The following is a 23,668-nucleotide window of genomic DNA, read 5'->3' on the forward strand; positions in this document are numbered from 1 at the left end:
TGGAAAAGCCAATGCTCGCGCTGTAATAACGGTCGCGATAAAAAAGTAGCGACGGAAAAAATCAAAAGGGACAACGTCATGAGTTCAACTAGCCGCGACCCTCAGGTCGTTGTGGAGGTATTGTCAGAAGCCCTCCCCTACATCCAGCAGTTTTCGGGCAAAACGGTCGTCGTTAAATATGGCGGCAACGCCATGACTGAAGACACCTTGATCGATTCATTCGCGCGTAACATCGTGCTAATGAAAGAGGTCGGTATTAACCCGGTTGTCGTCCATGGGGGCGGGCCACAAATTGGCAGCCTGCTAGAAAAACTGAATATCGAATCTCGCTTTGTGAACGGCATGCGAGTGACCGACTCTCAAACCATGGACGTCGTGGAGATGGTTCTAGGGGGCTTAGTCAATAAAAGCATTGTTAATCTAATCAATCAAAGCGGCGGCAAAGCCATTGGTTTAACCGGCAAAGATGGCGCGCAAATTCGCGCCCGCCAACTAAAAGTAGAGCACCAAAGTCCTGAGATGACCGCTCCGGAAATTATCGACATTGGCCACGTAGGTGAAGTGGAGTCTATCTCCACCGACCTCATTGAGATGCTCGCCGCCAGAGACTTCATTCCGGTAATAGCACCTATCGGCGTTGACGGTGAAGGCCACAGCTATAACATCAACGCCGACTTGGTGGCAGGCAAACTGGCCGAGGCACTCAACGCTGAAAAACTGATGCTATTGACCAACGTCGCGGGCCTGATGAACAGTGAGGGAGAGGTATTAACTGGACTAAGCACTGCTCAAGTTGACGCCTTAATCGCCGACGGCACGATTTATGGTGGCATGTTGCCAAAAATACGTTGTGCACTAGATGCGGTAAAAGGCGGCGTTAACAGCGCCCACATTATCGACGGCCGCGTTCCCCATGCGGTCTTGCTGGAAATCTTTACCAATGCTGGGGTAGGCACCCTGATTACTGACGCAGGTTAACCGCGACGGAGGGCTAACGTCATGAGTGACGAACAAAAACCTCGCCGCCGCGAGCAAATCCTGCAAGCGTTAGCCGTTATGCTGGAAGAGGATAGCGGCAAGCGTATTACAACCGCTGCGCTTGCCCGCCAGGTTGGCGTCTCAGAAGCAGCGCTGTACCGGCATTTCCCCAGCAAAGCGCGCATGTTTGAGGGGCTGATCGACTTCATTGAAGAAAGCATCTTTGCGCGTATTACCCGCATCCTAGAAGATATCCCCGATGCGGCGTCTCGATGCGGCACCATCTTGGCCTTGCTTCTAGGCTTTGCCGAAAAAAACCCTGGACTTGCCAGGGTACTGGGAGGCGATGTACTGACTGGCGAAACGGCCCGGCTGCGCCAGCGCGTTCACCAACTGTTTGAACGGCTGGAAACCCAGCTAAAACAGATACTGCGGGAGGCCGAGCTGCGCGAGGGGCTGCGCACCAGCATATCGGCTTCAGCAGCAGCCAACCTGCTGATCGCTCAGGCTGAAGGGCGTATTTCTCAGTATGTGCGCAGTGATTTCAAGCGCTTACCAACCGAGTACTGGGAAGACCAATGGGCGCTGCTGTCTAGCCAGCTGTTACGAGCAGCCGTACAACCAGCTTAGAAAGCGGTGACACAACATGCACGCCCAATAAAAACGCCCCGAAGGCAGAGCTTTCGGGGCGTTTATCTTATGCTTAACCGATATGTGTACGTGATTAAGCAGCGATAGCTTCGCCCATTTTTTGGCGCAGTTTTTTCATCGCATTCTTTTCGAGCTGGCGAATGCGCTCAGCGCTGACGCCATAAACATCGGCCAGATCGTGCAGTGTCGCTTTGTTATCAGTGAGCCAGCGACGCTGCAAGATGTCTCGCGAACGCTCATCAAGGCCTTTCAAGGCTAGCTGTAAGCGACGCGTTGAATCTTCCTCAAAGTTGCTGTCTTCCAGCAGCGTCGCTGGATCAGCGGAAGCGTCATCTAAAAAATACGCCGGTGCTTGATAGGTGCTCTCTTCGTCGTCGCTAGGAGACGCATCAAAACCCGCATCGTAAGCCGACAGACGTCCTTCCATATCGCGCACTACTTCTGGCTTTACGTTGAGGTCTTCCGCAATCGCGTTAACTTCATCGTTGTTTAGCCAGGCTAAGCGTTTTTTGGCGCTACGCAGGTTAAAAAACAGCTTGCGCTGAGCTTTCGTGGTGGCAATTTTGACAATACGCCAATTACGCAACACAAACTCGTGAATTTCCGCTTTGATCCAATGCACGGCAAATGAGACCAAGCGAACGCCCTGATTAGGGTCGAAACGCTTAACGGCTTTCATCAGACCGACGTTACCTTCTTGAATCAGGTCAGCCTGTGGCAGACCATAACCCGAGTAACTACGAGCAATATGCACAACAAAACGCAGGTGCGATAGCACCAAACGGCGTGCTGCTTCCAAGTCACCTTCATCGTGGAGGCGGAATGCAAGCTCACGCTCTTCATCAACGCTTAGTACGGGGATGCCGTTAACCGCTTGAATATAGCCGCCCAGATCGTGACCTGGAGAAAGCTGACCCACCGGTAGAAGACTAGTGCTCATGTGCAGGTGGTCTCCCTTAAAACCTATCGTGGTTGGTGTTCCGTTAACTCTAAGACCTTAGCCTAAGCATAAGGTTCAAATGACCGATGCATTCACTGCATAAGACACAAAACGGGGTGGAAATTCCCGCTACTGACCGCATAACAAACATAATCAACGCGGGCGTATGCTAGAGAGATGGCGTGTAACAGCCAACCAAGCTCCCAGCCAGCCCAATAGTGTACTGCAAGATAGCAGAATTGTAGAGCCTGTCACATCTAACTGCGGCAACACAAAGTTCGCTCCGTAGCTTGCCGCCAAGGCAGCAACAGGCATCGACAGCCAGTGGTTGCAAAATCCCAACAATCCCAGCGCCAGCAGACCGCCCCCCACGCCGTACCAAGCCCCGCTATAGAGGAAGGGGCGACGGACAAAGGCATGGGTCGCGCCAATGAGCATCACTACTTCGATTTCTCGTCGTCGGCTCTCAACCGAAAGACGGATAGTGTTGCCCACCACTAGCAGCACACCACAGCCAAACAACACCCCAAGCGCGAGCGCCACCCGTCGCCCAAGATCCGCCAAATGACGTAAACGCTCTACCCACGCCAAATCCACGCGCACCTCGTCTACCCCAGAGAACTCCTCCAAGCGCTGTGCCAGTTGTGCCATAGCTGCAGGCTCAACGCTCTGTGGATAAATCACAATACTGGCCGGCAGTGGATTATCTTCCAGCCCTGCCAGGGTATCTTCAATACCAAGGGACTGCTGAAACTCAACCATACCTTGCTCGGCACTGATAATGCGGGTCGTTTCGACACCTTCGTCCGCGATGACCGCTTCTTCAATGCGAACGGACTGTGCAGCGTCTACGGTCGTTTCCAAATAAACGGTGAGGGTTGCACTCTCATCCAGTTCTGCGTCTAGCAGCTTAGCGCTGTCCAAGGTTAACCAAAGCGCCGCAGGCAAGACTAACGCAATGGCGATGGCCAGCATGGTTAGCAAATTACCCACAGGATGACGTACCAGGCGATAAAGGCTATCCAGTGCCATTGCACGATGATGGCGTCCCCAGGCGCGTAAGCGGCTGCTAAAACGTGTTTGCTGTGAACGTGCGCCACGCCGCTCGGCGTGTGGCTCACTGGGAGTTCTGGCCGATTGTCGCTTACCTTTGGGCGCTGCGCCTATAGGACGGGGTGCCGCGGCACGTTTCATACGGCCCCCTCATCTGCCACCAGACGACCATCTTGCAAACGCAAAATGCGGTGACGTAGTCGCGCAATCAGCGCTAAGTCGTGACTGGCAATCATCACGGTGGTGCCAATACGGTTGAAGTCTTCAAACAGCGCCATAATATCGGCAGAAAGCTGTGGGTCTAAGTTACCGGTAGGTTCATCAGCAAGCAGCAGAGCTGGCTTATTAACCACTGCGCGCGCAATGCCCACTCGCTGCTGCTCGCCACCGGAAAGCTCTACTGGCAGCGCTTTTTCGCGGTGTAAAAGCCCGACCTTATCCAGTGCTGCACGAACGCGCCGCGCCGTTTCACGCGGCTCTACCCCCTGGATTTCTAGCGGCAGAGATACATTGCGGAACACACTGCGATCAAACAGCAATTGGTGATCTTGAAACACCACGCCAATTTGCCGACGATAAAACGGCACTTGGCTGGCGTGGAGCTCGGCAATGTCGTGCCCAGCCACCACTACCCGGCCACGGCTAGGCTTTTCGAGGCGCATAATCAGTCGCAGCAACGAACTTTTACCAGCACCAGAATGCCCCGTCAGGAACACCATTTCGCCTCTTGCAACGCGAAAGTTGAGGTGTGCCAGCGCATCAAAGCGCCCTCCATAGCGCTTACCCACATGTTCAAAAGCGATCATGCGCGGCCATCATCCCCTTGCCGGTCAAACAGCGCGTTAACAAAGTCATCTGCCTCAAAGGGGCGGAGATCATCCAGCCCTTCGCCTACACCAATAAAGCGAATCGGTGTTTTGAGCTGCTTCGCCAATGCGAAAATAATCCCGCCCTTGGCGGTACCGTCCAGCTTAGTCAGCGTAATGCCACTGATCGGCACGGCGTCGTTAAATGTGCTGGCCTGGGAAATGGCGTTCTGCCCTGTCCCCGCATCCAGCACCAACATCACTTCATGAGGAGCAGTACCATCCAGCTTCTGCATGACCCGATGGACTTTTTTCAGTTCTTCCATCAGATGGCTCTTGTTGTGCAGCCGTCCTGCTGTGTCGGCAATCAGCACATCCACGCCACGTGATTTAGCAGCCGCCACCGCGTCGTAAATCACAGAAGCGCTATCAGCACCCGTGTGCTGCGCAATCACCGGCGCGTTGTTACGCTCGCCCCACACCTTAAGCTGCTCAACCGCCGCTGCACGGAAGGTGTCGCCTGCAGCAAGCATGACGCTTTTACCTTCACGCTGAAAACGCTGGGTCAGCTTGCCGATAGTCGTTGTTTTACCTACGCCATTAACACCTACCACGAGAATGACAAAAGGCCCTTCACTCTCTTTTTCAAAACTTAGCGGCGTCGCTACCGGCGCTAGCATCAACGCCAACTCCTCTTGCAACCCGCGATAAAGCGCTTCTGGGTTATTCAGTTCTTTGCGCGAAACGCGCGCTTCAAGGCGCTCAATAATCTCGCTAGTGGCTTCAATGCCTACATCCGCCATCAGCAGCTGGGTCTCAAGATCTTCCAACAGCTCATCATCAATCTGCTTTTTGCCCAGAAACAGATCGGCAATACCGTCAGTTAGATTGGCGCGGGTTTTGCCTAACCCTGACTTAATACGAGCGAACCAGCCTCTCTTTTCCCCTTTTTCGGCCACGGGCTTCTCTTGAAGGGCCGGTTTAGGGGCAGATATTGTGGCCGGTTCTGGTTCTGGTTCTGGTTCTGGTTCTGGTTCTGGTTCTGGTTCTGGTTCTGGTTCTGGTTCTGGTTCTGGTTCTGGTGAAGAGGCTAGCTCAGGCGCTAGTTCTGATTCACTTGTTTGTGACTTTTCAGCGGTTTCTTCAACGGATGTACTGTGTTCCGCTGGCTCGGTTCCAGGCACTGACGTTTCTTGCACAACAGCTTCCGCCGTTGGCAAGGCCTGCTCTGTTTTATGCTCTAGCGCTGACTCTTTGGTAGCCTCTACTTCGCCATGCTCCTCCTGAGACAGCGCCTGCTGATCTTGCTGCTCCTGTTGGGAGTCGTGCTTTTTCTTACGTTTGAAAAAACCGAACATAGGTGTCATCCGACTAAATAGGTGAACATTGCGATTATCCTACCATCGCAGACCAAGACTTTGGATAAGTAGCCCGCTACAATCCGCGTTATGAAACGACAACGCTCTTCTCGCCCTTCTACTTCTCGCTCATCGACAGCGCGGCGCGGGCCTGCCAAACCGCCGGGTAAGCTACGCATCATCGGCGGCGACTTTCGCCGCCGTCAGTTGCCTGTACTCGACCACCCAGGGCTACGGCCCACCCCTGATCGCGTGCGTGAGACCCTATTCAACTGGCTAGGCCAACACCTGTTTGGCAAACAAGTGCTGGACCTCTTTGCAGGCACAGGAGCACTAGGCTTTGAAGCCATTTCCCGCGGCGCCAGCAACGTTACGTTTGTCGAGCGCGATTCCCGGGTAGCCGCGCTAATTAGTGAAAATATTATCACCCTTAGCACCAGTAATGGCCGAGTGGTATCTACCGATGCACTCGCTTTTCTCAACCAACCCTGCCAACAGCCTGCGGATGTCGTCTTTCTTGATCCACCGTTTCATCAAGGCTTAGCTGCTTCCTGCTGTTCCGCATTAGAAACCGGCGGCTGGCTTGCAGACGATGCCATGATCTACCTGGAAACTGAAAAGTCCCTATCTCCAAGCGTGCCCACTAACTGGCAGCTTTATCGGGAAACCCAGGCGGGCGAAAGTGCGGCTCGCCTCTATCTTCGTAAACCCGTGTAAACTGCGCTTGCCGCAATCCTGCAGCGGCGTTACGCTCGCCCAACTGAATTACGTTTTTGTCCCCGTTATGACAGGTAGTGTGCCTGTCGACGTTATTGGAGGTAGGCATGAGCCTTGAGTTATTTAACCAGCTGGAACAAAAAATTACCGACACCGTTGAGGCGTTGGAATTGATGAAGCTTGAAAACGAAGAGCTGCGTGGCGAAAACGCGCTGCTAAAGCAAGAACGTGAGGAGTGGGAGCGCCGTTTACAGGGTGTACTCAGCAAATTTGAAGACATCGAAAGCGATAGCGTGTCTTAAAGTAAGCGCGACATCAGTAACGCATCTTCTCGCCCGGCGGCACCCTGTGCAGCCGGGTAGTAACCTCGGCGCCGACCATCTTCATTAAACTCGTAGTGCTGATAAAGCGTTATCGCACGTTGGTTACTTGCCCGCACTTCAAGCAGTAAGCGTTCGCTTTGCCACTGCCTAGCACAGGCGACCACTGCGCCAAGTAGCTTGCCACCGATTCCCTGGCCTTGCTGCTGTGGAAGCACTCCAATCGCTTGAAGCTCTGCCTCAAATGGCAAACGCACCACGATGGCATAACCAAGCAGCACACCGCCAACGGACACATGGCCAACCGAAGCTGATGGTTGCCAGTAACCAATCACCTGTGAATTAGGATCGTCTAACGCGTCATGGAGATGCTGCGAACTTATGCCACTGTTAGCTTGCGCTTCTAACGCCTGTAACGCAGCACTGTCAGCAACGCTTAATGGGCTTATCACCGGGTGGCAACCTCAGCACGCCACTGCTGACCAAGCGACACCAGCGCGGGCCAAAGCTTACGCTTGGCACTCCCGTGCTCGGCAAGTGTCCTCAATGCAGGGCCCTGCCACACGGGCAGCGACAACGTTTGGCTGCGTTGCTGGCTAACATCCATGACCCGCGCTAAGGGGGAATCATCGGCTAGTTCATCAGTTCCCCACCACAACAGGCGTTCCAACTGCCAGCCCTTCCTACCCGCCGCGCCAGCAATAAAGGCAGCCACTCCGTCTTGCGCTTCTTCCAGCGGCTCCTCCGGCGTGAACGTGTTGGCCATTGGCGGCCATTTAAAATACGTCACCGCGGGCATTTCACCGCTCAACACGCCTGCTGCCCGCAGCATATTAGCCAGCAATTGCTGTTCAATAGGCGTTATTTCCCCCTCATGAAGGCTTAACCAGCGCCCACCAACACACATACAGGAAAGACTGAACGTAAGCGGCTCAACTTTGCTAACCGGCTTTTTTTCCTGAGTAGAATTTTCCAGTGTAGAAGCAACGGGGGCGTCGGCTGGCTTACTGGCAGGAACAGGAGGTTGGCCCAGCAGCGCGCGCACTGCCGCCGGGGCCGAAGAGGATGCCGATGCCGTGTGAGTGGCAACGGGAGCACTATCACCTTTCGGTGACTGATTACGCGGGCGAGGTGCAGGTGCATCGTCCAATAGCGCGTGAAGGCGCTCTCGCGGCGGAGTAACAGCAGGCGCATCTTCCCATTCGCACGCCTCCGTAGGTCGTGCGTTAGGCAGTTGATATTTGGCTGCCCAGGCTGTTATGCCCATTGCATCCAAATACTGCCGGCGAATAACGTCTGGCGTCACTGGCCGCCGCCCCGACAGTTAGGCGAATTCGGGCGCTCGCCGCCACGTGTCTGCCACTCTTTTGGGGTGTACAGATGCAACGCCAATGCATGCACGGGCCCAGACAGCTCATCGGCGAGCAGCGCATAAATCTGCTGATGGCGCTTCACCGGCATGATGCCATCGAAGCTATCGCTTACCAGGGTGACTTTAAAGTGCGTCTCAGCGTTAGCCGGCACGTTGTGCATGTGGCTTTCATTTTCTACGTGCAGCACGTCGGGCGTTAACGCCGCTAACTTCTGCTCAATCTGTGTCTGCATCGCCATGAGTACTTTCTCCTTCAATCAGCAACCAATTTATTGTACGCCCTTACTTGCTAACAGACGATGCCCGCCGCTCAATGAGAGCACGCTGGGCTAACGCCACCCGGGAAAGACTAGCCACCAGCGCTAGCAGCGTGGTGCCAGCCCCCAGCCATAGGGTTATCTGTACAGGTGAACCCAACGCCAAGGCCGCCCCTACCAATGCCACCCCAACTGATTGTCCAACAGTACGGGTAGTGCTCATCACGCCGGATACATTAGCGCTTCGCTCAGGCGGAAGACTGCCCATCATTTCGCGGTTGTTAGGTGGCTGAAACAGACCAAAGCCGATGCCACACAAGGCGGTGCGCCACAGACTGCCTGCCACGCCGGTAGATTCATCAACGAGTGCTAGCGCTACTAATCCCATAATCAGCAGTATCAAGCCTGCGCTTGAAAGAAGACTCGGGTTGATTCGGTCAGCTAAACGACCCGCTAGGGGGCCAACCACCATAATCGCTAACGGCCAAGGGGTGAACAGCCAAGCTGTCTCCAGTGGCGAGAATCCCATCTGCTCCTGATAAAAAAACGACAGCGCAACAAACGTTAACCCCTGACCGATAAAGGCCAACCCTGACGCTGAAACAGCCAGCGTAAAGCGTTTTTCAGCAAATATACTCAGCGGCAGCAGCGGATAAGGCGCGTGACGCTGGCGTCGAATAAACAGCGCACAAGCCAGCAACGCTATCACCGCCCAGCCACCACTTTGCCATAGCGGTGCGGCATGGCCGACTGCATCCATTGCGAGAAAGAAACTGGCTAGCATCAACATAGACAGCAGTGCACCCAGCACATCAAAGCTGCCCCGGCGTGGTTTATCTCGGGGCAACGCACGACTAGCCAACCATAGCGAACACACACCAAGCGGAACATTAAGCGCAAACAACCAGGGCCAGTCGGCAAACGAGAGGATGACGCCGCTCAACGTTGGGCCAGCTGCATAGCCACCGGCCACCACTAACGCGCTAAGGCCTAAAGCGCTACCCAATAGACGTGACGGAAAAATTGCCCGATACAGCGACGGACCGATGGACAGCGTGGCCGCTGCCCCCAACCCCTGCAAGGCGCGAAATATCAGTAGCGTTTCTAGATTACGCGAAAGCGCCGCCCCTAACGCCGCGAAAACGAAGGTGGCCAAACCAAATAAATAGAGCCGCCTGCGGGTGATCAGCTCACTTATGCCTGCGAACACTAATAAGAACGCCGCGCAGACCACTTGGAATAAATTGGTGATCCATACCGCTCTGGAGGCAGGCACATTAAGATCTGCGGCAATCGTCGGGAGGGCCAAATTAATCATGGTGGTGTCGACTACCGCCATTAGCGTGCCGGTGACGAGTGCCAGTACGGCAAGCGCGCGCGCGGGTCCTGGCAAACCATCGTCACCCGCCCGAGTTTCAAACAATCGCATGGTGGTTCGTTCCTAAACTGCACCATTAAAAACAATAAAACCGGCCTGGGCCGGTTCCACAATACGCATACATCAAGATGGCAATGCGCTAGTCTTGCTCATTGTCGAGCAGGAGTGCGTCATCAACCTCAGAAATTTCAAGTGCGGTTTCGTCGTCAAGATCAATCGCAAGGTAGCTATGTTCAATGCGTAAAAAGTCTTGGAACAGTGACCAATCAAGCTTTTCTGGCCATTGGCGCTCATCCTCTTCCCAGGCACGCAGCTCAGTCTCTAGGATTTCTGCATAGCGCTCACGAACAAAAGTCTCAAGCGCTTCAGGGGTATCCATCTCTGGGATAAGGTACACCGTACTTTCACGTTCGACGTCGTCCAGGGTCAGGTCGTCGTCTCCCATGGTGGGTTCGAGCGCATTGATCCAGTCCACGAAGGTCTGGGTCGGCCTGACGCTCAGGGCAGAGCGATTTAGCAGTTTCATGGGATTCTCCTCGCCGTCGAAACGTTGACCATTATGGGTGCTAACGGATTAGTTTGCCATCGGTGCAGACGCAATATCGATTGATTCGGTAAAATGCTGAAGAATTTTTAGCTAGCAACTCCGTTACTCACCGGCACGGCTGTTACAGTCCTATGTACAGCCCTATGCAGGATAGACCATTAGGATACGCTCAATGAATACACAGACACGACTTGAAGCGATTAAACACAGCGTAGAACAGAACGAGCTAAACTGGCCTAACGCTGACATCACTCTCGACCAAGACAACGATTCGCTGGTGTTTACGCTAAAGGACTACGGCGACTTACCTGTTACCCTGACGCATTGCGAGCAAGAGTGGTTGGTGATGACCGAAGTGGCTCCCACCAGCGCGGTTGAGAATATCCATACCTTCAACGATGCTTTGTTGCGCTTAGGCATGACCCTACCGCTAGTCAGCGTTGGCATCCACACCCTGGGTGACGAAGATTACTATGTGGTCTATGGCCAACTGTTTGCAGATTGCAAACTTGAGGCCATCAGTGCTGAAGTCGAAGCTTGCGCTCAGGCTGCATTGGAAATTGCCGATTTAATCGGTTGATTCAAATACTCACGAGTTAACGTGATCCAGGCACCAGCCAGATATCGCCTGTTGTTAAGTATCACCCTGTTGTAAGCCCCACGCGCAAGCGTCGGATTGGTTCGATTTAAGGAGTTACCCGATGTTACTACGCAAAATGTTTACCGCCCTGCGCGGCAAAGCCACTGAAACCGGCGAAGCGATTGTCGATAGTCAGGGGATTCGTATCATGGAGCAGGAACTGCGTGACGCTAAAACAGCAATGAACCGGGCCAATGAAGAACTCACAACCATCATGGCCAGGCGCAACCTTGCCGCCAAGGAAGTGGATACGCTGTCGGATAAAATGGCAGAGTATGAAAAAAGCGCCATGGCCGCGCTTGAAAAAGGCGAGCAGAGCTTAGCGGAAGAAGTCGCTGGGGAAATTGCCCGCCTGGAAAGCGAGCGCGAAATCGCTCAGGCCAATGTCACCCAATACGATGGCACTATCGAAGCACTGAAATCGACCATCGCTAAATCGAAAAGTGAAATTCGCCGCGTTGAGCAGCAGATGTCCCACGTCAAGGCCACTGAAGCCGCGCAAAAAGCACAGGCTGCCGTGGCATCTCAACATGCTGGCCAAAATGCCAGCATGAACAGCGCCGTTGCCTCCCTTGAGCGTATTAAAGAGCGCCAGGCCCTCCAGGCTGAAAAGCTTAAGATCGGTGAATCAATGCAAGCGCAAGACTCCGGCGCTGACTTGGAAGCGCGCCTTTCCCAGGCAGGTATCGGCAAACAGCAGACGTCAGGAAGCGATGTTCTGGCTCGCCTAAAAGCCAAGCAAAATGCTGGCAATTGAGTGCTAGCGTTATTACTACCGCCTGAACGCAAGGAAGACTGACGCCATGCCAGTGCTACAACGGCTACTAAAAGTTTTAAAAGCCTCTACGATTAACGTCAGTTGGACGTTTCTGTTACTGCTGGCACTGGCACATATAGCAACCTCTTGGCTACTCATGGGGCTCTCTGGCGAAGAGGTTGCCAACTCACTGCCGTTGTGGCTGTATTTTTACGTTGTTACGGCTTCCACCGTGGGCTATGGGGACTTCTCGCCGAGTTCAACTGCTGGGCAACTGATCGCTGTGTTTTACCTGATCCCAGGCGGTATTTCGCTATTTGCTGCCCTGATTGGCAAGGCAACCGTCACGGTGGGCAACTTTTGGAGGCAGCAAATGCAAGGAAAAGGCGATTACAGCGACCTTACTGGCCACACGGTGGTGCTAGGCTGGCATGGAGAAACCACTGAAAAGATCATTGATATTCTCAAAGCTGACCGGCAGCTCCCTGATGAAATCGTGCTGTGTGTCACCAAAGACATCAACAACCCACGTCCGGGCGACTTAAAATTCGTCAAGGGTGATAGCTTCGCCAACATGGAGCTTCTCAAGCGCGCCGGCGTTGAAAACGCCAGCCGTATTATTATCTATGACGGCAGCGATGAACGCGTGGCGACTGTGGCGCTTTCCGCTTATAGCCTAAAGTCTCCTGGCTGCCATATCGTTGCCCACTGCGAAAACCCTAATACCGCAGCGATGTTGCGCCGAACATTGCCGGGCATCGAATGCACCGAGGCCCTGGCACTGGAAATGCTAGTGCGTTCAGCCACCGATGCAGGCATTAGTCGCGTCGTGAATGAGCTGCTCGCCGTCAATCATGGTGCCACTCAATATCAAACGCAGCTGCAAGATATTCCTAAAGGCAGCACATTTGGCCAATTATTCGCCCTAGCCAAGGAAGCGCATAATGCCACCTTGCTCGGCGTCACTTCCGTTAGTGGCGAGGCGAATATGCTCAACCCGCCCTCCACCCGTGAGCTAAGCGACGGCGATGTGCTGTATTACATGGCCTATGATCGTCTGACGCCGGCACATTTTTCATCGCTGCTGGCATGACATCCCACCGTTTCATGGAGGTTCATCACCATGCTTGGTTCACTTAAATCACTGTTTCGTGCCAACAGTAAAGGCGTGCAGCAAAAGCATGCCAGCGAAACCGCCCAACGCTCTAGCGGCCTACCCGTCGGCATGACCCCAGACGACTTCAACGGTCTTCGACTTGGCGGTATGGTGTCACTCAATATGCTATCGCTGAAGGCGTTCGACAGCCTGAATTTTGATGCCAGTTGGAGTGGCGCAGCGCAGGAAATAGCCGCGATTGGCGTCGTCGAACTCGGCCAGGGCGAACAGCTCGCGCGCTTTTATCTGGAAAACGACACCTGGATTCAAGCCTCCATTGCTAACGGCAAGGTGTTTGAATACAAACTGTTCGATTTCCTGTCGTCACAACATGTTTCTAATCTTGAATTTGATGGTCTGATCAATCAGCCGGATAGCCAGGCACCCGCTCATCCACTCGGCCAGAGCAGCTTTACGCTGGAAGCAGACGACGACATTCCAGACGACCTTAAACGCTATCAACGCGTATGGGGCGCTGAAAGCAGCGCATGGTCAGCCCCGGTAGTGCTTGAGGAAACGGTGACTCGCGCTAATGGCAGCGGAATTTCCCAAGTCACGCACCACTGCATGCTCTATGAGCGCCAAGATCAGGCCTCAGAGCGCTTTGAATATATCCTACTCAGTGCTGAAGCCGATGAGCTGGAAGGCAGTTATCAATTAGTCACCAGCCTGGGAATCGATATCAGCGCAGTGATTATCGAAGCGCATTGATGGTCACCTGAAAGACTCACTGATCACTATTCCCAGCTTCTGCTCACCACGTACGATTTACCACTCACGATTAACGACTAAAAAAGGAAACGATAATGGGCAATATCGGTATGTACTTGGCAGGCCTGCCAGCGTTTTTCGCCTACCTGATCACCGCCGCCATCCTACTGGTAGCGTTCATGGTCGCGTACAGCAAGATTACCCCGCATCATGAATGGAAGCTGATCCAGGAAGGCAACGCCGCAGCGGCAACCGCTTTTGGCGGCGCCACCTTAGGCTTTACCATACCGCTTTACAGCGCTATGGCGAACAGCGTGAGTTTCATTGATTTTATCGCCTGGGGCATCATCGCCTTTATCGTGCAGATCGTTACCTTCTTTGCCATCAAACTGGTGTTGAAAAGCAAAGGGCAGAGCCTTTCCGGACATATTACCGATGGCCACGTCGCATACGGCATTTTCGCGGCAACTATCGCTATCGCGGTTGGCCTGCTCAACGCCGCGTCCATGATCTGGTAAGGGGAGACTCTCATGCAATCATCTAACCAGCCACCGCGCCGCAAGCGCAGTTCTCGGCTAACCCTGGCCTTGATGGGCGCGGCCGGTACAGCCGCGTTAGCCGGCTGTGGGCAGTCATCTCCGCCGCAGGACACTCTATCGGACATCAACTTCTCCGAGCCCAAGGCCTACCAGAACATAGACGAGTGCGTAGCAGACGAGCTTTACACGCGTACCGCCTGTGAAGCGGCGTTTACGGCAGCCGTTGAAGCGGTTCCGCGCTTTGACTCCTTAGAAGCTTGCGAACAGGTACATGGCGAAGGTGCCTGTGAGCCCCCTCCCCAATCAGCTCAACAGGGGCAAGGTGGCAGTTGGTTTGGTCCCGCGCTGATGGGCTATATGGTTGGCAACATGATGGCCAACCGCAATGGCGCACGGGTACAAAGCCTGTATCAGGAACCGGTCTACCGTACCCGCCAGAATCGCGGCGACTGGAACGCTGCGTCGTCCTCTGCTTCTTCACGGGTGGACCAACGTAACCAAGCCTTCCGCTCATCGGTTATGCAGTCCAACCAACGGGCAACTCAACGCTCTGGGTTCGGTTCGCGCTCCAGCGCACGGGGTGGATTTGGCTCCTAAGCTAACCTCCGTTCGCTTACTATCTTTCGACGCACTCACCTGCGCCAGCAAGGAGCCGTTTTATGTTGCGCGTTGCCATTACTGAACGCCCTCAATGGCGCGAACTGGCGCACCAGCTAGGGTTTCACTTCCATACCATTGAAGGGGAGCCCTACTGGACCGAGGATGCCTATTACCAGTTTACGCTGGCCCAGATCGAACAAGACATTGAAGATCCCACCGAGGCGCTACACGAGATGTGTATGGATGCCGTTGACCGGGTTTGCCAGTCTGATGCCCTGCTACACCAGTTAAATATCCCTGAACAGATGTGGAGTGTTATTCGTGCCTCCTGGCGTAATGGCCAGCCCCACCTCTATGGGCGGATGGATTTTGCCTATAGCGGTAATGGGCCTGCCAAACTGCTAGAGCTTAACTACGATACGCCCACCAGCATTTACGAGGCGGGCTTCTTTCAGTGGCTATGGCTTGAACAGGTGATCGAACAGCGCCTGCTGCCTGCCCACGCCGATCAATTTAATTCGATCCAGGAGCGCATGATTGCTGCCCTCGCCCATATCGGGCAGCGCCTTGAACGCAACGGCTCAGCCTCTCCGGCACTGCACTTCGCCTCTATCAAAGCCCATGAGGAAGATCGCGCCACCGTTGCTTACCTGCAGGACTGTGCTCTACAGGCGGGACTGAATGCCCCCTTTATCCATATCGAAGACATCGGCTATCAACCCAACACCGACCACGGCTGTTTTGTTGACCTGGAAAACCGGCCCATCCGCGCACTGTTTAAGCTCTACCCCTGGGAAGAAATGAGCGATGACGCTTTCGGTGAGCTGCTGCCCACGATGCAAACCCACTGGTTCGAGCCTCCGTGGAAAGCCATCCTCAGCAATAAGGGCATCCTGCCGTTGCTATGGCAGTGGCATGAAGGCCATCCCAACCTGTTACCGGCGTATTTTGACACCAGTGATGGCACGTCGCTGACACCCGGCTGGGTGCGCAAACCATTTTTCTCTCGGGAAGGTAGCAATATTGAGCTGATAACCACGAGTGGCCAGTACGAAACCGTTGATGGCCCCTATACCGACAACCCGCGTATTTTGCAGGCCTACCACCCGCTGCCGCGCTTTGGCGAGCGGCATGCCCTGATCGGCAGTTGGGTAGTCGGTGACAAGGCGTGCGGCATTGGTATTCGTGAAGACGTTGGCAAAATCACCAAAGACTCCAGCTGCTTCGTACCGCACGCTATTGTCTAGAGCTTGTCAGCGTTACTCGCTGGCTTCGGGGCGCATCGCTGGGAACAGCAGTACGTCCCGAATAGAGGGGCTGTCGGTAAACAGCATTACTAAACGGTCAATACCAATTCCTTCACCCGCCGTTGGCGGTAAGCCATACTCCAACGCGCGCACGTAGTCGGCGTCAAAATACATCGCTTCCAGATCACCGGCATCTTTTTCGGCGGCCTGTTCGCGGAAACGTTCAGCCTGATCTTCGGCGTCATTAAGCTCCGAGAAGCCGTTGGCAATTTCTCGGCCACCGACAAAGAACTCAAAACGGTCGGTAACGAAAGGATTAGCATCGTTACGACGCGCCAGCGGGCTAACTTCTGCGGGGTATTCAGTAATGAACGTCGGCTGGTCCAGCTTGTGCTCGGCCACTTCTTCGAAGATCTCGGTCTGAACTTTACCCAGCCCCCAGCTCTCCTTCACTTTAATGCCCAGCTTTTCTGCAACCGCTTGTGCGGCTTCCAGCGTATCCAAATCCGCATCGGTGATGCCGTCGCCATGATCAAGAATCGCTTGGCGTAGTGTTAGGCGTTGGAACGGCTTCCCGAAGTCATAGCTAGCGCCTTGGTACTCGATCGTCGTGGTGCCCAGCACTTCTTGGGCCGCCGTGCGCAGCATGGCTTCGGTCATATCGAGCAGATCACGATAATCCGCGTAGGCCCAATAGAATTCGACCATGGTGAACTCAGGGTTATGTCGCGTAGATAACCCTTCGTTACGGAAATTACGGTTGATTTCAAAAACCTTCTCGAAACCACCCACCACCAGACGCTTGAGGTAAAGCTCTGGTGCAATACGCAGATACATATCAATATCCAGCGCATTATGGTGAGTAATAAATGGCCGCGCTGCCGCACCGCCGGGGATCGGCTGCAGCATCGGCGTTTCAACTTCCATAAAGCCGCGAGCTTCAAAGAAGCGGCGCATGGAGCTGATTACCGCCGCGCGAGTTTCAAATACCTTACGCGACTGCGGGTTCATGATCAGGTCTACGTAGCGCTGGCGATAACGCGCTTCCTGATCGGTCAGGCCGTGGAACTTATCCGGCAGTGGACGCAGGCTCTTGGTCAACAGCTGCGCTTCTACCATCATCACGTACAGGTCGCCCTTACCCGACTTGTGTACTGGGCCACGGGCAGCGACGATATCACCGATATCCCACCCTTTGATGTCCTCAAGCACGTCAGCAGGCAAGCCCTTTTTATCTACGTAGAGCTGGATTTGGCCGGCCACATCTTGGATCACGATAAACGGGCCACGCTTACGCATGACGCGACCAGCCACCGATGCTTGATGATCAAGCGTTTCAAGCTCCGCTTTATCCTTTTCGCCCAGCAGGTTGTGTAGCTCAACCGTGAGGCTGTCACGGCGAAAATCGTTCGGGAAAGCACTCTTACCTTGCTCAGCGGCGCGCTCACGGCGAGCCGCAAGCTTGGCACGGCGCTCGGCGATTAGGTGGTTTTCGTTATCGAGAGAAGACGCGTCTTGGTTAGCCATCGGGCACCCTGTTCAATGTTCAAACGCTAAAAAGATGACGAACCCCCTGATTAACTATTGCGCTTGGCCATACTGCGTTAAAAATCGCCTCAAAATGCTCATTTACAACCCGTAAACTGCGCTTTTTCGTTGATTTTTGCCTTGTCTGGTCTGCGCTCATCACATTAATCAGAGGCTTCTTACAAACCCTGCTTCAGGCTGGCGACGATAAACTGATCTAAATCGCCGTCGAGCACTTTGTCGCAGTTGCTAGACTGAACGCCGGTGCGCAGGTCTTTGATGCGTTGATCGTCCAGTACATACGAGCGAATTTGGCTGCCCCAGCCGATATCGGCTTTAGAGTCTTCCGCTTCCTGCTTGGCCGCATTGCGCTTTTGCATTTCGTGTTCCCACAACTTGGCCTTCAACTGCTTCATGGCGAAGTCGCGGTTGGCATGCTGGCTGCGTTGATTCTGACACGCCACCACAATGCCGGTCGGCTCGTGGGTGATCCGTACTGCTGAGTCGGTGGTGTTAACGTGCTGGCCACCCGCACCGCTAGAGCGATAGGTGTCTACCCGCAGGTCAGAGGGATTAATTTCAACCTCAAAGCTGTCGTCAATTTCCGGCGACAAAAATACCGATGCAAACGACGTATGACGGCGGCCGCCGGAATCAAACGGGCTTTTACGCACTAGACGGTGCACACCAGTTTCAGTGCGCAACCAGCCAAAAGCATAGTCACCTTGAATATGCAGCGACGCCGATTTAATGCCTGCTACTTCACCAGCAGAAATTTCGATAATCTCTGCTTTGAAACCGTGGCTCTCCGCCCAGCGTAAGTACATACGCAGCAGGATATTCGCCCAGTCTTGAGCTTCGGTACCGCCCGACCCAGACTGAATATCCAGATAGGCATTATTCTCGTCCATTTCACCGGAAAACATGCGGCGAAACTCAAGCTTTTCCAGTGCCGCTTGCAGACCATCGAGCTCTTTGCGCACTTCATCGACGGTGCCTTCGTCATCTTCCATTTCCGCAAGCTCAAGCAAGTCGCGGCTATCAGCCAAGCCTTGGTCGAGCTCATCGATGGTGGCCACGATGGCTTCAAGCGATGCCCGCTCTTTACCCAGCTTTTGAGCATAGTCTGGATCGTTCCAGACATTAGGGTCTTCAAGTTCGCGGGAGACTTCTTCTAGCCGATCTTTGCGTTCGGCATAGTCAAAGATACCCCCTAAGAACGTCTGTCCGCTCAGACAGGTCCTTGATCTGGTTATGTATCGGATTTGTTTCCAACATGGATCGCCTAGCCTTGGTCAGTATCGCACGGTTCAAAAGAGACAGGCGCCGCTGGGGCAGCTAAGCGCCTAGGCTTACAAATGCCAACGCTAGCCGCCCCAGCGGCGAAATTCTGAGACGCATTGTAACGAAAGCCAACGCTTACCGCACCCACCCTGAAAAACGATCGCCACGCAAAAAAACCCGGCGTAAGCCGGGTTTATAGGTAAAACGATTAAAGCAGACAGCTTATCATCAGAAACGATAGGTAAGCTGAGCACCGAAACCATGGGCTTCGTTTTTATAGTCTGCGGAGTAGTTAGAGGTAATCGGCGGTGTTTGCTGACCGGCAACAGTAAAGCTGTCGGTTTTGCTCTGATCAACCTGGGTGCTACGCTCGGTAAGGTACGAGTAGGCAACGTCCAAGGTTAAATCAGGCGTGGGGCTCCAGCCTGCACCAATCGAGAAAATCCGACGGTCGTCAGAGGGAATACGCACGCTGCGAGTTTCATCCTGGGTGGGCGTAAAGTCCAGCGCTACCCCAGCGCGTAGTGCCACTGTTGGTGTTAACTGGTACTCGCCACCGGTAGAGAATGCCCACGCATTGGAGTAATTCTGCTGTTCGTTGGTAATTTCACCACGCTCGGTGCCGGTGACCAAAATCTGGTCAAAGCGACTCCAGCGTGCCCAGGAAACACCGAACATCAGCTTCAGCTTGTCGCTCATTTCCTGAGTCAACGAGAAGTTGACTGTTTCAGGCGTTGTTAAATCCAGCGCTGCCGTATCTGTTACTGTGCCGATCCCTAGCTGATCCAACACAGGTGAGTTAGCCGCAAAGCTACCTTCCAGATTAAAATCTACTTTTGAGCGGTACGTTAAGCCGAACGTAGTTTCAGGTGCTGGCTGATAAATGACACCCAAGTTATAGCCCCAGGCCTCATCATCGCCTTCCACACGCGAATCCACTTCAGAAAGGCCTAGCGGAGTTGCCACAGGCACCTGACGACGCAGTTCACCCTCTACTCGGTTATAGGTGAGGCCTGCGCCGACAGACCACTGCTCGTTAAAACGATACGAGACCGTTGGCTGAGCCGTCATCACTTTTACTTCGGTGTAGTTGCCCTGGTTACGCCCCTGAAAACCATTTTCGTATTCGGTTTTAGAACCGAATGGCGCGTAGACCCCAAAACCGAATGCCAGCTTTTCATTAACAGGGTGCGCATAGAAGGCAAAGGGAATTAGCGTACCTGGCACCATGTCACCATCGTTGGTGCCCGCCACTGGCAACGTATCTGTCGCCCCCCCTGTCGCTTGTAGGAAAGCAGGGCTACTCTGTGAGGCACGTACATTAGAAATGTCGCTATTTACGTTGAGGAACGTGCCACCTACCGTAATTTGGGCACGATCAAGAAACGACATACCTGCCGGGTTACCGTACACAATGGTTGCATCATGCACATTTGAGCTGCGCCCGGCATGACCATATCCCTGTCCGCTGACGCTCTGCTCATTGATTTGATAACCGCCTGCTTGCGCCTGACTAACAAAAGCAACTGATGCTACTGCGGCCGCCAAGGTGAGCTTTTTAAATTTATTATGCATAGTGGGCCTCTCTTCCCAATGATCCGATGGATACTTCCATCCACCCTCTTTGTTCTAACACCTCAGTTTTCGCCTAATGACCGCTTGGGATCAAGGGCAAACGAGCGTTTTATTTCGGTTTTGACTTATACATTAGTCGAACGAGTGTTTTAAATCAGTGTTTTAGTCATTTCGACTGAAGGTCACAATATCGCTTGACCTATGTGTTACCCATAGGTTTTACACTTAAAAACATCAAAACTTCCACGCAGAGGACGTTATGCAGCCTGGAGAGATGAAGGTCGGCGAACTTGCCAAACGCGGTAGCGTTACCGCAGAAACGGTTCGCCATTACACCCGTGAAGGGTTGCTGGCACCAACACGCCACCCTGAGAACGGTTACCAGTTATTTTCAACTACTGACTTAGAGCGACTGCACTTTATTCAACGAGCACGCAAGCTCGGCTTTAGTGTGGCTGAGATTCGCGACATCCTGGCTCACGCCGATCAAGGCGACTCCCCATGTCCATTGGTGCGCGATCTACTTACCCACCGACTACCACAAATACGGGCACGCATTGCCGAGCTTGAAGCGCTCGCCCAACGCATGGAACAGGCATTAGAGAGCTGGCAGCACATGCCAAATGGCATGCCCGATGGTCATAGCCTATGCCGTTTAATTGAGAGTTTTCCCGAGGAGACACCATGCAATCACGCACCATGCAGCCACAAACACTGAGTCGCACCGTGCCGGGCATGAATTGCCAGGGCTGCGTAAAGCGTATGCGCGAGGCGATTCAAGCCGCAGACCCCAACGCCCTCGTTGAAGGCTTTCCCGCAGAAAAACGCTTGGAAGTTACCAGTACGTTAGAAAACGATTCACTGGACAGCACATTAAGTGAAGCGGGCTATCCACCGGGTGACTCCAACAGCGAGACTCAACCACCGACGGAAAGTGATACTGCGCCAACGGTCGATAACGGTAACGACAAACTGACGGCTGAAAATGAGACGCCCACCAGCGCGCCTCAACAGAGGCTATTGATTAGTGGCATGACCTGCGCAGGCTGTGTGAATAGCGTCGAAAAAGCGTTGGTCAACACCCCGGGCGTTACCGACGCCTCGGTGAACTTTGGCACCCACACCGCCCAAGTAACCGGCAGGGTTGAGCGCGCGGCTCTGATTAACGCTGTGGCGGCAGCAGGCTACCGCGCCGAGCCTATTGTCGACATGCGCGAGGCCGAACGCATTCGTGAGTCCCAAGAGGCCGCAACCTATCGCCAGCGCCTGCGCGGCAGCATGCTGTCATTAGCGCTGGCTATTCCGCTCATGCTGAGCATGTTCGTTTATCACCCGCACCCCATGGGAATGGGCCGTCTTTATTGGCTGGTCATTGGCCTGCTTACCCTGGCTATTTTGGCATTTCCAGGGCGGCACTTTTTTACCAACGCTTGGAAACAGTTCAAGCTCCATCAGGCCAATATGGACACGCTCGTGGCCATGGGTACGGGTACCGCCTGGCTCTATTCGATGATGGTCGTGGCGTTTGCTCCTTGGCTACCAGAGGTCGCTCAAGGCATCTACTTTGAAGCATCGGCCATGGTGGTGGGGCTCATCCTGCTCGGCAATGCCATGGAGTTACGTGCCCGTGGACGCACCAGCAGTGCATTAAAACGCTTGCTAGACCTGCAGGAGAAAACTGCACGCGTGATCCGTAATGGCCAAGAGCAGGAGTTGCCTGTTGACGACGTAGCGATAGACGATCATATCCGCGTACGCCCCGGCGAACGACTGCCAGTGGATGGCATCGTACTCGATGGCCAAAGCTATATTGATGAATCCATGCTGACCGGTGAACCGCTGCCCGTTCATAAAAACGCGGATGACGATGTCAGCGCTGGTACTGTTAACGGCAATGGCAGCTTGGTCTATCGCGCCACTCGTGTGGGCAGCGACACTCGCCTGGGACGCATAACCGAACAGGTCGCCAGCGCTCAAAACTCTCGTCCGCCAATTGGTGAACTGGCCGATAAGGTATCGGGAATTTTTGTTCCCAGCGTGATGATCATCGCCGTACTAACCGCACTGATCTGGTTTAACGTCGGCCCCGCTCCCGTGGTGATCCATATGCTGGTGACCGCCACCACGGTACTGATTATCGCCTGTCCCTGCGCATTAGGGCTGGCAACACCCATTTCCACCATGATTGGGGTGGGTAAAGCCGCCGAGCACGGCGTGCTGGTAAGAAGCGGTGAAGCGTTACAAACCGCCAGCCAAATCACCACCTTAGTGGTGGACAAAACCGGTACTTTGACTGAGGGCAAGCCTCAAGTGACCGATGCGACGGTGCTACATAATGACTCTTCGCAAGTGCTCTCCTGGGTAGCCGCACTGGAAAGTCGTTCGGAACATCCGTTAGCCAATGCATTAACAGCTTATGCGGAAGCGCATAATGCCACCGCTGAAACACTGGATACGTTTGATAGCGTCACCGGTGGCGGCGTGAAAGGTAGCACCCAAGCAGGCGACTCACTGCTGCTGGGCAATGCCCGCCTACTCGAAGAGGCTGGCGTGGACCTAACCCCCGCAGAAGAGAGCGTACGCCAGCTAGAAGCGAAAGCACGTTCATTGGTGTACCTGGCAGCCAATGGCAAGCTAGCTGCTCTATTCGGCATCAGTGACCCGCTGCGTGCTGACGCGGCTGCCGCAGTGAAACGCTTACAAGAAGATGGCTTAACCGTCGTCATGCTTACTGGAGATAATGAACACACTGCGGCCGCCGTGGCACGAGAAGTGGGCATTAGCGAGTTTAGAGCAGGCATGACGCCAGATGATAAACATGCGGAAATTGAGCGTCGTCAGCAGGCAGGAGAGGTTATAGGCATGGTTGGAGACGGCATTAATGATGCCCCAGCACTGGCTCGTGCCAACGTTGGCTTTGCCATCGGCCAGGGCACCGACATCGCTATGGAGAGCGCTGGGATTACCTTGATGCGCGGTTCGCTACATGGTGTGGCTACTGCTATCGAGCTAAGCCGGGCGACGCTTACCAACATCAAGCAGAACCTAGTCGGTGCCTTTGGCTATAACGTGCTGTGCATCCCGATTGCTGCCGGCGTGCTTTACCCCTTCACCGGCATGCTGCTGTCACCCATCATTGCCGGTGCGGCCATGTCGCTATCGTCAATCACCGTGGTGAGCAACGCCAACCGCTTACGGCTTTGGAAAACCGCCCAACAGGAGGCCTCATGAGCCTATTGATCAACCTGGCAGGAA

Annotated in this window: 25 protein-coding genes; 13 read left to right on the forward strand and 12 right to left on the reverse strand. The window is 54.2% G+C overall.

Features of this window, described 5'->3' with window-relative positions:
- The first annotated feature begins 78 nt into the window (after nucleotides 1-78).
- A complete protein-coding gene (gene argB / locus JFC11_RS02825; RefSeq protein ID WP_009724121.1) occupies nucleotides 79-978 on the forward strand; it encodes an acetylglutamate kinase in 900 nt (299 codons plus the stop codon).
- Nucleotides 979-999: 21 nt separating this feature from the next.
- Nucleotides 1,000-1,608: a nucleoid occlusion factor SlmA gene (gene slmA / locus JFC11_RS02830; RefSeq protein WP_095602789.1), complete on the forward strand. Its 609-nt coding sequence runs from the start codon at nucleotides 1,000-1,002 to the stop codon at nucleotides 1,606-1,608.
- Nucleotides 1,609-1,702: 94 nt separating this feature from the next.
- Here slmA and rpoH read toward each other — a convergent pair whose 3' ends face one another.
- The 4 genes from rpoH to ftsY all read right to left on the reverse strand — a co-directional run bounded on the left by rpoH (nucleotide 1,703) and on the right by ftsY (nucleotide 5,786).
- A complete protein-coding gene (rpoH, locus tag JFC11_RS02835; protein WP_038481065.1) occupies nucleotides 1,703-2,569 on the reverse strand; it encodes an RNA polymerase sigma factor RpoH in 867 nt (288 codons plus the stop codon).
- A 153-nt stretch (nucleotides 2,570-2,722) separates the two neighbouring features.
- A complete protein-coding gene (ftsX, locus tag JFC11_RS02840; protein WP_198348672.1) occupies nucleotides 2,723-3,763 on the reverse strand; it encodes a permease-like cell division protein FtsX in 1,041 nt (346 codons plus the stop codon).
- The gene (gene ftsE, locus JFC11_RS02845) at nucleotides 3,760-4,428 is read right to left on the reverse strand and encodes a cell division ATP-binding protein FtsE (protein ID WP_038481059.1); all 669 of its coding nucleotides are present in this window, start codon (nucleotides 4,426-4,428) and stop codon (nucleotides 3,760-3,762) included. The genes ftsX and ftsE overlap by 4 nt, the downstream gene beginning before the upstream one ends.
- Complete coding sequence (ftsY, locus tag JFC11_RS02850; protein ID WP_198348673.1) at nucleotides 4,425-5,786, reverse strand: signal recognition particle-docking protein FtsY; 1,362 nt, start codon at nucleotides 5,784-5,786, stop codon at nucleotides 4,425-4,427. The genes ftsE and ftsY overlap by 4 nt, the downstream gene beginning before the upstream one ends.
- 90 nt (nucleotides 5,787-5,876) lie before the next feature.
- Here ftsY and rsmD point away from each other — a divergent pair, with 90 nt between their 5' ends.
- Nucleotides 5,877-6,503, forward strand: a complete 627-nt coding sequence (gene rsmD, locus JFC11_RS02855; RefSeq protein ID WP_193059882.1) for a 16S rRNA (guanine(966)-N(2))-methyltransferase RsmD — start codon at nucleotides 5,877-5,879, stop codon at nucleotides 6,501-6,503.
- A gap of 107 nt (nucleotides 6,504-6,610) precedes the next feature.
- Complete coding sequence (gene zapB / locus JFC11_RS02860; protein WP_038481051.1) at nucleotides 6,611-6,805, forward strand: cell division protein ZapB; 195 nt, start codon at nucleotides 6,611-6,613, stop codon at nucleotides 6,803-6,805.
- Here zapB and JFC11_RS02865 read toward each other — a convergent pair.
- The 5 genes from JFC11_RS02865 to JFC11_RS02885 all read right to left on the reverse strand — a co-directional run bounded on the left by JFC11_RS02865 (nucleotide 6,802) and on the right by JFC11_RS02885 (nucleotide 10,356).
- On the reverse strand, nucleotides 6,802-7,275 hold the full coding sequence (locus JFC11_RS02865) for a GNAT family N-acetyltransferase (protein ID WP_198348674.1): 474 nt from the start codon (nucleotides 7,273-7,275) through the stop codon (nucleotides 6,802-6,804). The genes zapB and JFC11_RS02865 overlap by 4 nt on opposite strands.
- A complete protein-coding gene (locus JFC11_RS02870) occupies nucleotides 7,272-8,129 on the reverse strand; it encodes a hypothetical protein (RefSeq protein WP_198348675.1) in 858 nt (285 codons plus the stop codon). The genes JFC11_RS02865 and JFC11_RS02870 overlap by 4 nt, the downstream gene beginning before the upstream one ends.
- Complete coding sequence (locus JFC11_RS02875; RefSeq protein ID WP_038481041.1) at nucleotides 8,126-8,434, reverse strand: BolA family protein; 309 nt, start codon at nucleotides 8,432-8,434, stop codon at nucleotides 8,126-8,128. Before JFC11_RS02875 ends, JFC11_RS02870 begins: the two co-directional genes overlap by 4 nt.
- Before the next feature lie 43 nt (nucleotides 8,435-8,477).
- On the reverse strand, nucleotides 8,478-9,881 hold the full coding sequence (locus tag JFC11_RS02880) for an MFS transporter (protein ID WP_120385820.1): 1,404 nt from the start codon (nucleotides 9,879-9,881) through the stop codon (nucleotides 8,478-8,480).
- A gap of 88 nt (nucleotides 9,882-9,969) precedes the next feature.
- Nucleotides 9,970-10,356, reverse strand: a complete 387-nt coding sequence (locus JFC11_RS02885) for a hypothetical protein (protein WP_038481035.1) — start codon at nucleotides 10,354-10,356, stop codon at nucleotides 9,970-9,972.
- Between the two features lie 193 nt (nucleotides 10,357-10,549).
- Between JFC11_RS02885 and JFC11_RS02890 the strand changes: the two genes are divergently transcribed.
- From JFC11_RS02890 to JFC11_RS02920, 7 genes are all read left to right on the forward strand, one after another.
- Entirely contained in the window at nucleotides 10,550-10,957 is a 408-nt protein-coding gene (locus tag JFC11_RS02890; protein ID WP_038481032.1) for a DUF2170 family protein, read from the forward strand.
- A 121-nt stretch (nucleotides 10,958-11,078) separates the two neighbouring features.
- Nucleotides 11,079-11,774: a PspA/IM30 family protein gene (locus JFC11_RS02895; protein ID WP_038481028.1), complete on the forward strand. Its 696-nt coding sequence runs from the start codon at nucleotides 11,079-11,081 to the stop codon at nucleotides 11,772-11,774.
- 46 nt (nucleotides 11,775-11,820) lie between these two features.
- Nucleotides 11,821-12,867 carry an ion channel gene (locus JFC11_RS02900; RefSeq protein WP_198348676.1) on the forward strand — a complete coding sequence of 349 codons (1,047 nt, stop codon included), beginning with the start codon at nucleotides 11,821-11,823 and terminating at the stop codon, nucleotides 12,865-12,867.
- Nucleotides 12,868-12,897: 30 nt separating this feature from the next.
- Nucleotides 12,898-13,641, forward strand: a complete 744-nt coding sequence (locus tag JFC11_RS02905; protein ID WP_038481022.1) for a DUF2491 family protein — start codon at nucleotides 12,898-12,900, stop codon at nucleotides 13,639-13,641.
- 95 nt (nucleotides 13,642-13,736) lie between these two features.
- Nucleotides 13,737-14,159, forward strand: a complete 423-nt coding sequence (locus tag JFC11_RS02910) for a DUF350 domain-containing protein (protein ID WP_009724104.1) — start codon at nucleotides 13,737-13,739, stop codon at nucleotides 14,157-14,159.
- Between the two features lie 12 nt (nucleotides 14,160-14,171).
- The gene (locus JFC11_RS02915; protein WP_198348677.1) at nucleotides 14,172-14,777 is read left to right on the forward strand and encodes a DUF1190 domain-containing protein; all 606 of its coding nucleotides are present in this window, start codon (nucleotides 14,172-14,174) and stop codon (nucleotides 14,775-14,777) included.
- 62 nt (nucleotides 14,778-14,839) lie between these two features.
- Nucleotides 14,840-16,027 (forward strand): glutathionylspermidine synthase family protein, encoded by a 1,188-nt coding sequence (locus JFC11_RS02920; protein ID WP_198348678.1) that lies wholly within the window; start codon nucleotides 14,840-14,842, stop codon nucleotides 16,025-16,027.
- A gap of 12 nt (nucleotides 16,028-16,039) precedes the next feature.
- Here the strand turns inward: JFC11_RS02920 and lysS are convergent, their stop codons facing one another.
- The 3 genes from lysS to JFC11_RS02935 all read right to left on the reverse strand — a co-directional run bounded on the left by lysS (nucleotide 16,040) and on the right by JFC11_RS02935 (nucleotide 20,413).
- Nucleotides 16,040-17,554 (reverse strand): lysine--tRNA ligase, encoded by a 1,515-nt coding sequence (gene lysS, locus JFC11_RS02925; protein WP_038481011.1) that lies wholly within the window; start codon nucleotides 17,552-17,554, stop codon nucleotides 16,040-16,042.
- 179 nt (nucleotides 17,555-17,733) lie between these two features.
- Nucleotides 17,734-18,832 (reverse strand): peptide chain release factor 2 gene (gene prfB / locus JFC11_RS02930; protein ID WP_174412712.1). Its coding sequence is split into 2 segments (ribosomal slippage): nucleotides 17,734-18,756 and nucleotides 18,758-18,832, totalling 1,098 coding nucleotides; the frame shifts between segments, so codons are not numbered across the junction.
- 234 nt (nucleotides 18,833-19,066) lie between these two features.
- Complete coding sequence (locus JFC11_RS02935) at nucleotides 19,067-20,413, reverse strand: OmpP1/FadL family transporter (protein WP_038480993.1); 1,347 nt, start codon at nucleotides 20,411-20,413, stop codon at nucleotides 19,067-19,069.
- Between the two features lie 274 nt (nucleotides 20,414-20,687).
- Between JFC11_RS02935 and JFC11_RS02940 the strand changes: the two genes are divergently transcribed.
- Both JFC11_RS02940 and JFC11_RS02945 read left to right on the forward strand, forming a co-directional pair.
- Nucleotides 20,688-21,131 carry a MerR family transcriptional regulator gene (locus JFC11_RS02940; RefSeq protein WP_038486497.1) on the forward strand — a complete coding sequence of 148 codons (444 nt, stop codon included), beginning with the start codon at nucleotides 20,688-20,690 and terminating at the stop codon, nucleotides 21,129-21,131.
- Entirely contained in the window at nucleotides 21,098-23,644 is a 2,547-nt protein-coding gene (locus JFC11_RS02945; RefSeq protein WP_198348679.1) for a heavy metal translocating P-type ATPase, read from the forward strand. Before JFC11_RS02940 ends, JFC11_RS02945 begins: the two co-directional genes overlap by 34 nt.
- Nucleotides 23,645-23,668 lie beyond the last annotated feature (24 nt).

Source organism: Vreelandella alkaliphila (genome assembly GCF_016107625.1).
GTDB classification, from domain to species: domain Bacteria; phylum Pseudomonadota; class Gammaproteobacteria; order Pseudomonadales; family Halomonadaceae; genus Vreelandella; species Vreelandella alkaliphila.

Excerpts from the sequence above, each read along its gene's own strand:
- JFC11_RS02890 (WP_038481032.1), top strand. The coding sequence starts at position 10,550 with ATGAATACACAGACACGACTTGAAGCGATTAAACACAGCGTAGAACAG.
- JFC11_RS02915 (WP_198348677.1), top strand. The coding sequence starts at position 14,172 with ATGCAATCATCTAACCAGCCACCGCGCCGCAAGCGCAGTTCTCGGCTA.
- JFC11_RS02875 (WP_038481041.1), bottom strand. The coding sequence starts at position 8,434 with ATGGCGATGCAGACACAGATTGAGCAGAAGTTAGCGGCGTTAACGCCC.
- slmA (WP_095602789.1), top strand. The coding sequence starts at position 1,000 with ATGAGTGACGAACAAAAACCTCGCCGCCGCGAGCAAATCCTGCAAGCG.
- rpoH (WP_038481065.1), bottom strand. The coding sequence starts at position 2,569 with ATGAGCACTAGTCTTCTACCGGTGGGTCAGCTTTCTCCAGGTCACGAT.
- JFC11_RS02910 (WP_009724104.1), top strand. The coding sequence starts at position 13,737 with ATGGGCAATATCGGTATGTACTTGGCAGGCCTGCCAGCGTTTTTCGCC.
- JFC11_RS02945 (WP_198348679.1), top strand. The coding sequence starts at position 21,098 with ATGCAATCACGCACCATGCAGCCACAAACACTGAGTCGCACCGTGCCG.
- ftsX (WP_198348672.1), bottom strand. The coding sequence starts at position 3,763 with ATGAAACGTGCCGCGGCACCCCGTCCTATAGGCGCAGCGCCCAAAGGT.
- zapB (WP_038481051.1), top strand. The coding sequence starts at position 6,611 with ATGAGCCTTGAGTTATTTAACCAGCTGGAACAAAAAATTACCGACACC.
- JFC11_RS02940 (WP_038486497.1), top strand. The coding sequence starts at position 20,688 with ATGAAGGTCGGCGAACTTGCCAAACGCGGTAGCGTTACCGCAGAAACG.
- ftsY (WP_198348673.1), bottom strand. The coding sequence starts at position 5,786 with ATGTTCGGTTTTTTCAAACGTAAGAAAAAGCACGACTCCCAACAGGAG.
- rsmD (WP_193059882.1), top strand. The coding sequence starts at position 5,877 with ATGAAACGACAACGCTCTTCTCGCCCTTCTACTTCTCGCTCATCGACA.
- JFC11_RS02880 (WP_120385820.1), bottom strand. The coding sequence starts at position 9,881 with ATGCGATTGTTTGAAACTCGGGCGGGTGACGATGGTTTGCCAGGACCC.
- JFC11_RS02905 (WP_038481022.1), top strand. The coding sequence starts at position 12,898 with ATGCTTGGTTCACTTAAATCACTGTTTCGTGCCAACAGTAAAGGCGTG.
- JFC11_RS02900 (WP_198348676.1), top strand. The coding sequence starts at position 11,821 with ATGCCAGTGCTACAACGGCTACTAAAAGTTTTAAAAGCCTCTACGATT.
- lysS (WP_038481011.1), bottom strand. The coding sequence starts at position 17,554 with ATGGCTAACCAAGACGCGTCTTCTCTCGATAACGAAAACCACCTAATC.
- JFC11_RS02885 (WP_038481035.1), bottom strand. The coding sequence starts at position 10,356 with ATGAAACTGCTAAATCGCTCTGCCCTGAGCGTCAGGCCGACCCAGACC.
- ftsE (WP_038481059.1), bottom strand. The coding sequence starts at position 4,428 with ATGATCGCTTTTGAACATGTGGGTAAGCGCTATGGAGGGCGCTTTGAT.
- JFC11_RS02920 (WP_198348678.1), top strand. The coding sequence starts at position 14,840 with ATGTTGCGCGTTGCCATTACTGAACGCCCTCAATGGCGCGAACTGGCG.
- argB (WP_009724121.1), top strand. The coding sequence starts at position 79 with ATGAGTTCAACTAGCCGCGACCCTCAGGTCGTTGTGGAGGTATTGTCA.
- JFC11_RS02895 (WP_038481028.1), top strand. The coding sequence starts at position 11,079 with ATGTTACTACGCAAAATGTTTACCGCCCTGCGCGGCAAAGCCACTGAA.
- JFC11_RS02935 (WP_038480993.1), bottom strand. The coding sequence starts at position 20,413 with ATGCATAATAAATTTAAAAAGCTCACCTTGGCGGCCGCAGTAGCATCA.